The 10,918-nt window shown below is 53.4% G+C and carries 11 protein-coding genes and 2 pseudogenes; 3 read left to right on the top strand and 10 right to left on the bottom strand.

What is annotated here, in order from left to right:
- Positions 1–376: 376 nt before the first annotated feature.
- Entirely contained in the window at positions 377–1,252 is an 876-nt protein-coding gene (locus KGA98_RS27955) for a LysR family transcriptional regulator (protein ID WP_150812551.1), read from the bottom strand.
- Between the two features lie 121 nt (positions 1,253–1,373).
- On the opposite strand from KGA98_RS27955, the gene KGA98_RS27950 reads away from it, so the two are divergent.
- Positions 1,374–2,480, top strand: a complete 1,107-nt coding sequence (locus KGA98_RS27950) for a tRNA-dihydrouridine synthase (protein WP_150812538.1) — start codon at positions 1,374–1,376, stop codon at positions 2,478–2,480.
- 311 nt (positions 2,481–2,791) lie between these two features.
- Here KGA98_RS27950 and KGA98_RS27945 read toward each other — a convergent pair whose 3' ends face one another.
- The 6 genes and pseudogenes from KGA98_RS27945 to KGA98_RS27920 all read right to left on the bottom strand — a co-directional run bounded on the left by KGA98_RS27945 (position 2,792) and on the right by KGA98_RS27920 (position 7,779).
- Entirely contained in the window at positions 2,792–3,259 is a 468-nt protein-coding gene (locus KGA98_RS27945) for an NUDIX hydrolase (RefSeq protein WP_150812537.1), read from the bottom strand.
- 336 nt (positions 3,260–3,595) lie between these two features.
- Positions 3,596–4,729, bottom strand: coding sequence for an aminotransferase class V-fold PLP-dependent enzyme (locus KGA98_RS27940; RefSeq protein WP_150812536.1), 1,134 nt, complete (start codon positions 4,727–4,729; stop codon positions 3,596–3,598).
- Positions 4,730–5,546: 817 nt separating this feature from the next.
- Complete coding sequence (locus KGA98_RS27935) at positions 5,547–5,960, bottom strand: hypothetical protein (protein ID WP_150812535.1); 414 nt, start codon at positions 5,958–5,960, stop codon at positions 5,547–5,549.
- A gap of 607 nt (positions 5,961–6,567) precedes the next feature.
- A complete protein-coding gene (locus KGA98_RS27930; protein WP_174245509.1) occupies positions 6,568–6,726 on the bottom strand; it encodes a hypothetical protein in 159 nt (52 codons plus the stop codon).
- A 144-nt stretch (positions 6,727–6,870) separates the two neighbouring features.
- Positions 6,871–7,014, bottom strand: a pseudogene (locus KGA98_RS27925) (phage head morphogenesis protein); the annotation flags it as partial.
- Between the two features lie 417 nt (positions 7,015–7,431).
- Positions 7,432–7,779, bottom strand: coding sequence for a hypothetical protein (locus KGA98_RS27920; protein WP_150812534.1), 348 nt, complete (start codon positions 7,777–7,779; stop codon positions 7,432–7,434).
- 114 nt (positions 7,780–7,893) lie between these two features.
- Between KGA98_RS27920 and KGA98_RS27915 the strand changes: the two genes are divergently transcribed.
- Positions 7,894–8,256 carry a hypothetical protein gene (locus tag KGA98_RS27915; RefSeq protein ID WP_150812533.1) on the top strand — a complete coding sequence of 121 codons (363 nt, stop codon included), beginning with the start codon at positions 7,894–7,896 and terminating at the stop codon, positions 8,254–8,256.
- A 53-nt stretch (positions 8,257–8,309) separates the two neighbouring features.
- Here KGA98_RS27915 and KGA98_RS27910 read toward each other — a convergent pair whose 3' ends face one another.
- Together KGA98_RS27910 and KGA98_RS27905 are read right to left on the bottom strand one after the other, a co-directional pair.
- Positions 8,310–8,615: a hypothetical protein gene (locus KGA98_RS27910; RefSeq protein WP_150812532.1), complete on the bottom strand. Its 306-nt coding sequence runs from the start codon at positions 8,613–8,615 to the stop codon at positions 8,310–8,312.
- Between the two features lie 75 nt (positions 8,616–8,690).
- Positions 8,691–8,921, bottom strand: coding sequence for a hypothetical protein (locus KGA98_RS27905; protein WP_150812531.1), 231 nt, complete (start codon positions 8,919–8,921; stop codon positions 8,691–8,693).
- A gap of 597 nt (positions 8,922–9,518) precedes the next feature.
- On the opposite strand from KGA98_RS27905, the pseudogene KGA98_RS27900 reads away from it, so the two are divergent.
- A pseudogene (locus tag KGA98_RS27900) lies at positions 9,519–9,716 on the top strand (site-specific integrase); the annotation flags it as partial.
- Between the two features lie 183 nt (positions 9,717–9,899).
- Here KGA98_RS27900 and KGA98_RS28470 read toward each other — a convergent pair.
- Entirely contained in the window at positions 9,900–10,028 is a 129-nt protein-coding gene (locus tag KGA98_RS28470) for a hypothetical protein (protein WP_256214295.1), read from the bottom strand.
- Positions 10,029–10,918: the final 890 nt, after the last annotated feature.

The following is a 10,918-nucleotide window of genomic DNA, read 5'->3' as shown; positions in this document are numbered from 1 at the left end:
TGGTTCCCATCAGCATCGCGATCAACAACCTGATGAAAACCTACGCCAAGTACCCTCCACGCAAAATGCAAAGCATGACCTACGACGGCCCGGTGGAAATTTCCAAGTACCAGAAATTCCAGTCGGTGCGCGAAGACCTGCAGAAGGAAGGTGTGAACATTCCAATACCTAACTAGCGGTTGGGCGGCAGCCTCATTTGCGGCTGCCGCTTCCCCACTTCCCATAGACAGAATATTCACTCTGACAATTGGCACCTTGCGAGCGTCCGTTAAGGGTCGGTTGCTGCCCTTGGTAACAGGCAGAAATCGGCCAATAGCGGACGCTCCTCCTAACGGCCGGCATAGCCCATAAGTGGACGTATCATTGAAGGTCAGTCTCAGGAATTAAGCACTGTCTCCAGATGCTGGAGGAAAACTCTTACTCTGTGTGGCACATGCTGGCGAGTAGGCAATATTGCGGTGATGAAGAGTTGCTCCGGGGTTACATCTTCCAATTCGACCAGACGAAGGGTCCCAGCATCTAGATCATCACGGACGTCCCAGTACGTGAGCATCGCTACCCCTAAACCTTGCCTGCATGCAGTGCGGACTGCCTCGACACTGTTGGCCGAAAAAACGCCCTCCGCCCGCATGGCGACCGCTTCACCGCCACGCATGAACGGCCAATAAGGCATGCCATGTAGAGCGATGCGACGATGGCTCAACAATGCGTCCATCGTAGTAGGTACTCCATGACGTTCCAGATAATTCGGACTGGCACACAGCACTCTTCGGTTCGGGGCGAGGGGGCGCGCAATTAAAGCCGAGTCTCGCAGAGTCGCAATGCGAATTGCGACATCAATCCCAAGACCGACGATATCCACGATGCTGTCCGACAGCGTCAGATCAAACCGCAACGCCGGGTGTTCGGCTAAAAGCGCGGGAATCAGCGGCATGATCACTGACTGGCCGAATACGGTGGGGGCAGTCACCTTCAAAACACCGCTGGCAGTACCAGCATATGATTTCAGACTGACCCTCGCTCCCTCGCTGGCTTCCAACAGCGTCGTTGCAAAGGGAAGAAATGTTTCGCCCTCGGCTGTCAACGACACGGAGCGCGTTGTTCGATGAAACAGCCGAACTCCTAACTCTCCCTCCAGCGATGCCAGTCTGCGAGACACTGTCATGGGTGTCAGACCCAGTCGTCGGGCGGCGGCTGAAAGGCTGCCGCTCTCGGCAATGGCGCTGAACACTTCCACATCCGGGATCTGCATCATTATATCCATCTTTGATAAAGCGGCTTATCGTTGTTGCTGGCTTCTCAACGCGTCAGGCCAAGTTTACTGTCCTCTACATCGATTATTAAAGCGTTTCGGATAAATGAGGACTGATCACATGAATGGCTACAACCAGCAGATTTTAACTCCCTATGATATTGGCAACCGCAGATTGAGGAATCGTCTTGCCGTAGCGCCGATGACGCGTGTCAGTGCCACCGAGGCGGGCTTAGCCACCGCCGAGATTGCGCGTTACTACGAGCGATTTGCCAAAGGGGGATTTGGTCTGGTCATTACCGAAGGACTGTACACCGACCAGAAGTATGCTCAGGGCTACCCCTTCCAACCAGGGATCAGTGATGTCGAACAGGCCCAGGCATGGCACGGCGTGACAGATCTTGTTCGCGCCCACAATGGCGCGGTATTCGCTCAACTCATGCATGCTGGAGCGCTGAATCAGGGCAACCGTTTTGAAACTGCTACCGCTGCACCCTCGACTGTCCGCCCGAAAGGAACGCAGATGAAGTTCTATTACGGTGAGGGGCAATATCCGCTGCCCCGAGCGATGAGTGATGAGGACATCGCCGATGCCATCGCGGGATTCGCACAAGCGGCTGTGCTGGCCACGCGTGTCGCTGGGTTCGACGGCGTTGAAATCCATGGGGCGAACGGCTACCTGCTTGACCAATTCCTGACTGACTACACCAATCAACGAGACGATCGCTGGGGCGGAAATGTACAGGCACGGCTTGGACTGACACTGGAAGTCATCAAGGCAGTCAGGGCCGCTATCGGCACGCTTGCGCCTGTCGGTGTGCGCATCTCACAGAGCAAGGTGAACGACTATGAACACAAGTGGGTGGAAGGTGAAGCTGCCGCCGAGGTCATTTTCAGCTCGCTCAAGGACGCTGGAGTGGACTTTATCCATGTGACGGAGTTTGAGGCATGGAAACCGGCATTCATCGAAGGAAATGCAAGTCTGGTTGAGCTGGCGCGCCGCTATGCGCCCCAGGTTGCGATCATCGCCAATGGTGGTCTGGATGTACCGCACCGTGCTGAGCAGGTGTTGCAAGACGGCGCCGATATGATCGCGTTGGGCAAAGCGGCTCTAGCCAATCCGGATCTTCCCCGTCGCCTGGCAACTCACACGGCCCTTGCCGAGTTTGACGCCTCGATCCTGGGGCCGATTGCGAACATCAAGGACAGTGAATTGGCATTGGCATGACACCAGATGAAAAACGGTCGAGCGGACGTCATGGCTGTCCGCTTGTGCCTAAAGTCATCCAACGAAAGACGGCTATGGGTCGATCTCGGTCCTTCGTGACAGGCAGCAATCGGCCGACACTCTGTAAAAACGTTTTCGGTCAGTAATAGCGGGCTGAGTCGTGTCAAATAACGCGTTCCCACGCCAATTTCAGGTCTTCCGACTGACCGCAACACCGGCTGATTTCACGTAGCAACGCAGAATTCAAAATGGCACCTGCGTTTTTACACAGCCTGGGCCAGAAACAGCCGCTCGAAAGCCGCTTGCGAACATCAAGTCGGAGCTTCGGACGATATGTTTGTGCTTTGATCATGAGCCAATACATAACCTTGCGCTGTCAGTGTGGCAGTCAGGTACCGTAATGCTCGACGGAAGACCGGATGACAGTCGGCAAACGGCAAATCATCGAGCGGAGCCCAAAAAAAGCTGAAGGTGTGACCATGGTCATCGAGCGTGCGATGAGTCCATTGCTCCGGCAAAAGTGCCTGCGTGTAACACAGTTGAAATGACCATATCTGGTCGAGATGCGCGGCGTCCCAGCAGCCCATATCGCTGACAACCGAGGCAGCTTCTATGCCTGATTCTTCGCTTAATTCACGCAGAGCGGTCTGAGCCGGAGTTTCACCTGTCTCGATTGTCCCTTTGACCAGTTGTACGCCTGCTATTGGATGGCGGAACAGAAGGATGTGTGTGCCAGGAATACTGGAGAGGATGACCGGGCAAGCCTTGTTCGGTGACATGACGATTTCCTTATCGGCAATGAAGCACACATCTTACGGCCTTATCCGTTACGCGAGCGGCCAGATATTCAGATGTCCGCTTGGGGTCGATCCAAGTCATAAAGCCGCCAATCATCCGCCCCGTGAAAGGCTTCATCGGAAACCTTTTCTGATAGCGCTGAAGGGCGCACGTGTCAGTAAGACACGTGCACGGGCTTTCCCTTGTGGTTCTAACATGACGTCCGGACGACCAGCGTCATATTTGTCGAAGATCAGCGCCATGGGCCGGCAGTGCCCAGGGCAGGATGCATTCCTGGAATTCACAAGTTCGGTATGTGCTGCGGGCAAGATGAGGGCTTAGTTAACCATCACCTCGTCCAGTGCCTGCTCGAGGGTGCTGACTGTGCGCTCGATATTGTGCAGCTTTTCGAGTCCGAACAGACCGATGCGGAAGGTTTGGAAGTCGGCCGGCTCGTCGCATTGCAGCGGCACTCCGGCGGCGATCTGCAGGCCGTGGTCGGCAAATTTCTTGCCGCTCTTGATGTCGGCATCATCGGTGTAGCTCACCACTACGCCAGGGGCCTGAAAGCCGGCTGCGGCCACGCTTTTGATGCCTTTGCCGGTCAACATTGCGCGCACCCGATCGCCCAGAGCCTGTTGTTCGCCGCGGATCTTGTCGAAACCGTAGGCTTGCGTCTCTTTCATCACTTCGTTGAATCGCGCGAGGGAATCGCTGGGCATGGTCGCATGGTAGGCATGTCCGCCCTGTTCGTAGGCCTGCATGATCTGAAGCCACTTTTTCAGGTCGCAGGCGAAACTGCTGCTATGCGTCTGTTCGATGCGCTCGAGGGCCAAAGAACTGAGCATCACCAGGGCGCAGCAAGGGGAGGCGCTCCAGCCTTTCTGCGGTGCGCTTATCAGCAGGTCGACTGCGCATTTGTGCATATCAACCCAAAGCGTGCCTGAGGCAATGCAGTCCAACACGAACAGGCCACCCACCGCATGCACGGCGTCGCCGATGGCCCGCAAGTAGTCGTCGGGCAGGATAATCCCTGATGAGGTTTCAACATGGGGGGCGAAGACAATCTGCGGCTTCTGCGCCTGAATGGCTGCCAGCACTTCGTCCAGAGGGGGTGGGGCGTAGGCAGCCTGACGACCAGTCTCGACCGGTCGGGCTTTCAGCACCGTGGTGGCCGCCGGGATGTTCCCCATCTCAAGGATCTGGCTCCAGCGATAACTGAACCAGCCGTTGCGTATCACCAGGCATTGCTGGCCGGTGGCAAACTGTCGTGCCACCGCTTCCATGCCGAATGTGCCGCTGCCCGGGACCACCGCTACAGCCTGAGCGTTGTAGACCTGTTTCAGGGTGCTGGAAATGTTCTTCATCACGCCTTGAAATGACTGCGACATATGGTTGAGCGAGCGGTCGGTGTAGACCACCGAGTACTCGACCAGCCCCTCAGGATCGATACTGGGATATAGCTTGGACATGGGTGACTCCTTTGGCAGAGATGTCAGTGGTATCGACCCTGCCCTAAGCTTTGGTAAATGACAAGATTGCTTGGGATTGAATTGCGACTTCTGTCGAGCGGCTGGCATCATCAGGTCGATTACTGGACGTAACAATGCTCGCAGGTTGCTGCTGAGTTGTGGGAGGGAGGGCATTAAAGGTTCCTACCTCCTTACGTTCGGTCGATAACGACCAGTTACGAGGGGCAGCAGCCGACCCAAAACGGACAATCTATTAGCAAATGTGTGAATGCGATCAAGCAGATGGTCGGCTATGAAGGTGTGTTGATAGAGTAGCCGTTATGCTTTGGGGCGGCCTATGGAGTCGATGTTTAATGTAAAACAAGAATGGCTAGGTGTATCTCATGAGTGAATATGGGTGGGCGCTCATTACAGCGTTTGTGTTGGTCGTAGGCATGTTCAGGATTGTCACTCGACGCACCGGTAAGCAATTAACTGCTGTGCAATCGATACTGCCAATTCCAATTTCGTTTTTTCTGGCAGCAGTTTTCGTTTCGATATGGCGTGCTGTTTGATCACGACTGGTGGATTGCAGCCCTTCTCGATAGGCAGTGCTGGCCTAATTCCGTGCAGAATTACACCGCGATTCTAAAGGGGTAAGGCAAAGTACGCAGAGCCAATGAAACCGGGCACTTCCTTACTTCGGAAATGCCCGATTTACGCCCTAATTACACGGTCAGTGGTACAAGATTGATTCCCTCCTACGGCGTCCTGCTGACCGAACCCTTCATCCATCCCTCACGATTGACAACTGCTAGGCTGCGCCCCCTCCCTCAGTTCAGATTGAGACTCGCGCCGCTCGTTTTCGCAGATCGATTACAACTGCGATACCAGCCAACAAAATTGCAAGGGTGTATGCAAGAAGACCTAAGTTCACCCCCAGAATCATTTTCTCTGAGCCATCTGTGAGGATCATCGATCCACCGTAAGACTCTCGAAGCCAGTAAGCCATCAAGAACCCGCCAGTAATAAACAATGTAAGAAGACTGGAGAGGCGGAGGTTACCCTTGAGCCACACAAGCCAAAGGCTAAATGCACCAATTGCAGTATTGGTGAACAACTGCCAGACCTCATGTAGCCGAGCGTGGGGCTCCCAAGCCTGGTTAAAAACATGGGTATCATTGAGCTCTAACACCGGTACAACGACGGCGTAGAAGACAATCCCAATAGTCACGAGTAGCTTCGGTATCATTTGAAACCTCCCTGTTATTGTTAGAGCGGGCTGGCCAGTCATCCAACGTGGATGAATGCACAGTAACGTGAACTGCCCTTCCGTAGTAGCCTCCTGCCTTCACGCAACGGATACCCCCAGTCCTTTGCCTGCAAACCCAAGGACTGGGATTGCGCCAATTTCGGCGCGGTTATGACCTTGAGGTCAATGTGTCAGAAGCAGGTAACCAAGCAATGCAAGACCCGTTCAAAATGGGTGTTTTAACGTCGCTTCTACGTCGCAGCGTTCCGTGCAAGTATTGGGCTTTGGGGAAACTCGCCCCCCTACCCCGCCTCATCCGCTTCCTGTTCGTCAGGCCAGCATTTTGCCTCGGGCTTCCTTCAGATTCGCAGTCACCCGCGACACCCTTGCCTCTGGCTAACACTTCCCCTTGCCGGGTGTGTAGAGGACTTTCACCTCCAAGTCACCAGCGTGACCACCACAGCCGAGCTGGTTGCGCTTGCGCGCAACGCACCCTGCCTGGCGCACGCATAAAAAACCCCGGCGGCTGCCAGGGCTTGATTCAAAGCATGTAGACCCGTGCAGATGGACGGGCCCTTTGGGTTACTTGCGTTTAGATTTTGCTGTGTCAGTCCTCTTGATCTATCTGATCAAGAAAATCAACGTCATCATCCTCTTCGTCAAAAATTGCTTGAGCGTCTTCTTCGACCCATGACTCGTCATCATGGAATTCATGATCGAGCAGATGGTCGTGCTCAGGCTCGGGAATATCTCGTTCTTCGCTCATGACTTACCGAAACAAAAATTGAAAGAACGGATTGTATATGCAGATCCTTTCCCTCAGTCAACGATCACGAAACAACGACGCGCTCACCCTTGAGCAGGCAGCAGACGCAAAAGCAGCGCCTTGGTCCCGCCAGTTGGTTTGCCGTTATTTGATGCCCGCCCGCTCGAACGCCAGTGGTTCAAGAGCCTTCATCTGTACCAGGGTCAGCGGTGAGAAGTTGCGATCAAGCTGCAGCTCGGAGAACCGTTCGATGCTCAGGTCACCTTCGCGGAAAAGCTTGGCGCGAACCCGATCAAGCAAATCACCGCCACAATGGCCTTTACGATTTCCATTGCCGGCTTATTCGCTTCGTCCTGAGCCGCCTTTCTTCGCTCGTATGCCATCTTCCCAGCCATAACCCTACGCGGATTTTTGAGTTCGTCAGGTTTGCTTGAACGCCCCATTACTGCTCCTTCGGCCGGCCCCAGTGCAGGTTATCCGTAAAACACCATCCGAAATCAAATTGCCACCATGCTGCATCCGGTCACGGAGGGCGGCGCCTACCCGAGGCAACAGCTATGCCAATCGCAGCAGATACCGCCGAGTTCCTTGAAGAACTGAACGGCGGTGCATTCGCCAATGCTGACACTCGGCACCTTCGATCCAAAATGAAAAACAGGTAACCCGTCCGATACAGCGGGTTACCCCTTCAACCGGATGGCTCACCTATATTTGTTGCATCCGGCCGCGGAGGACTACTCCATCTTGATTGATGGTCGGTCGGCGCAACTCTGGATCGTTTTCATTGAGGCACCGAAACTGCAACTCGGCATTGGCATCGCGACCGTAACCAGAATCCCTGGACGCATCTTTTACCGGCATCAGCTGCTTGCCTTTGCTCTCACAGAAAGCATTGGCCTCTTGATATAGCTCAGCCTTTACGCCTCCTCCGCCAAAGGTCGTGAAGCTCCCATCCTTCGCGATCATGTAGGTGTCTCGCCCCATCGGCACAACACCTGGTCCTGAACAACCGGTTATGAACAGGGCAATAGTTGAAACCAGTAACAGGCGCATTTGCGCGCTCCATGCGTGAGTGATGGCGAATCATATGGCTATCACCTTGCCACTTCACCATTTTTCATACTGCCGCATCCGGTCACGGAGAACGGCGCCTGACAGGAGATAGCCATGAGGACATTTGCCGTATTCGGAATGAATGAGCACTTCGCCCGCGAAGAGGCGAAACGCAAGGTTCGGGACTTCAAGATCGATAAAGGCAAGCGGATCGAACTGTCCATGAGCCAGTGGCTCCAGGCTGTCGAAGATCGCGTAGTCAAGATCATGGATGGCAAGCGAGTCGCCCAGCTCAGCAGCATGTTCGATGCCCCCCAGTACGCCGCCGATAACACCGAGCGTATTCGCAAGCCGGGACCGTGCCGAGACGTAGTCATCAGGGCGAAGGTCAAGCTGCCGCAGAACGATGCAAAACGGAAGTCGGCGACCAGGCTTTCGTGGATGGACTGCTCACTCGAATCGACAGCGGCAGCCTGATCCGCCCTCACCTATTGCACTGAACGCATCGGCAGACGGGCAGTTGTCACGATTTAAAATCTTGGTAGGTCGCTGATCATTCTGCCTGGATTAGCACGTTCTTCGGTTACGGTCACCTCGCCACTTGGCAAGTGACATTCCAGAAGCTTTCCACCTGACACCGTCCCGATGCCCGCTTCGAATGTCATCTCAACAACGTCCCCATCGCGAATAGCCGCAATGATGTCTTCCATCGAAGCTATGTGTGGTTTTTCAAGAAATCTTCCTCTGCTGACGCTGGGGTCAATCTTTGCCCACATGAAGAGCTCTATTTCAGCGGCATCGTTGATTCGAACGGCTGAAACCACATAATGCGCCATAGACTCACCTTGAAGAATCTACCTTCTCGATCTGTTCAAACCTCAGCATAACTCCTCACCTATTGAGCTACGAGCTCAGCCATTGCCTCGGTCGTACCAGTTGTTAGCCAACGCTACGGGGATCGTTACCGTCTTCGCCTTATTGAGTTTTTGACAAGCTGCAGAAGCTTTTTCTATCTCATTACCAAAGTAAGCCAACCAATCGCCGCTCGCCTGTTGATCTAGCTGGCACAGGTAGGTTCCCACCTCGCCCTCAGTCAAGCCTGAAACCTCTGCAATCAACTTATTGCTTGGTTTTTTGACCATTTTTCCTCCTTGATCCAGCGATATGCCGGGTCATCAACCAATAGCCCACTTCAACGAATCACGCCAGCCGGCGAGGCGGCGTCCACCTGGAAAACAATCATGACCATCACCGCGCCGGTCATACGCTCCCACGGAGCGAAACCATCTCAGAGCAGAAATCGCGAAGCATTTCTTCCAGCATCAGGTGACATTTCAAGATGAGTGTTATGTCATCCATCTGCAACGAAAAGTGCTTTTCGAATCGTTTGTCGTGTTTCCTGCTGGACTCTACATTGACCATACAGCCCCCTATCAGACGGCATTTCTTCAATGGGTTTTTCGCCAGTTTTGCGCAGGCACAAAAAAGCCGATCTAGCTGATCGGCTTAAGTGTCTGATTTTACTCAGGAATAATGGTCGGGACGGAGTGATTCGAACACTCGACCCCTAGCACCCCATCTCCTTTTTCGTACTTCTTGAAAGCTTCCAAAATTTTACTCTGGATTTTTCCAAGCGAGTATTTACTTGAGTTCCAGCGGTGTTCTGCTCTGCGAGAGTCCAGTAACGTCCATCAAGAGCCGGCGTTTTTGTGGGGGTAAAAGTAGGGGGAACCCATTTCATGGCCAAAATCACCATCAAGGAACTCAAGTCGCTGACCGCCAACGATGCCGGCCGAATCCTCCGGGAGGATGGCAATCTGGCCGGTCGAATCTCTGCCCGAAAGGACTGTGTGTCGGTCAGCTTTTTCTATCGGTATCGGTGGGGCGAGCAGAACAAAGAGTACGCCTGCGGGTCTTGGCCGCGCAAATCCCTCACGAGAAAAACCAAGAGAATTAAACTCTCAAGCTCTGCTGCAGCAATGATGCTATCCGATATGTTGTTATAGCGCTCATAGAGTGGGTAATGATCGTCAAATAAATCAAAATTACCGACTATGCTTCATTCCCTAAAAGCCTCAATGGCAAAAGCTACCATTAAAGTAGCTTCTGCCAGTGACAACCTATTTTTTTGAGGACTTGCTAGGTTTCAAGTCGGGATTATTTCCCTGCGTGTCTTTATTGTCACGACGACGCTTATCAACTTCGCCGGTTGATTTAGCAATTGGCTTTGGGCCTGGTTTAAGTGCCATAAGATCTCTCCCTGATGTTAATATTAATTTGTTGTTGCAGAATCATCTTATTGATACTGACTGATACTTTCAATAGACATGAGATGCTTGATTTAGCTATGTGAAAAATTGAATTAGCTTTGGCAGTATCTACTGATTATTTACCGGCAGGCCAAGTTGTTGATTTACATCCATTTGTGCGACGTTGCAGGTAGCACAGCACGTCCAGAGTCATTCGTGCATTGCTTAGGGCGCGGTAGGAGCCGACCTCCAGCACCCCGCATTCGATAGCGGCCTCGATAAGCTTGATCCAGCTCCATTGCCAGCCCTTTCACCCATTCACCCATTCACCGCTCCATATACAGCAGCATTGCGCAGGCGGTGGTCAGCTCCGGGGCGGTTAGTCCGTGACGATGGCGGGCAGGCGCCGATCAAAAGAGGCGCTATAAGCAACGACAGTTCGCCCCGCGACGATAGCCGCGTATTGCTCGGCTACGTGCGATGGCCACCATGTCGTCGGTGATACCTTGAATTCATGTGAAATCGTTCACGATCTGGAGAAGACCAGACCGAGGCCTCCGGCAAAGGGATCAGCAGACCCTACCTGATGTTCACGGAAAGTTAGAGTACTTGAGAGGGTAATAGTGGTGTTAGGGGAAATGGAGTCAGGTATGTACTCGTCCACTGCGAAATTTCGCTGTCAAGCCGCTAGCAACACGAGATTGAATGACTGCTTCTGGCTGTGGATTCAACCGGTCGATGCAACACAACTAAATTCTGTGTAAGCAGAAGGAGTGTTGCAGATGAAGCAGAGACCTCGGATCTATTACACCGAAAGCCAGAAAAAACTGATGTGGGATCACTGGCAGAAAGGCGACTCTCTCCAGCACATAGCCCAACTATTTGATCGA

The sequence above is a fragment of the Pseudomonas sp. BF-R-24 genome (genome assembly GCF_019947335.1).
Classification (GTDB): domain Bacteria; phylum Pseudomonadota; class Gammaproteobacteria; order Pseudomonadales; family Pseudomonadaceae; genus Aquipseudomonas; species Aquipseudomonas jessenii.
The sequence above is the reverse complement of the archived record's forward strand: the minus strand, read 5'-3'. Positions and strand labels throughout refer to the sequence as shown.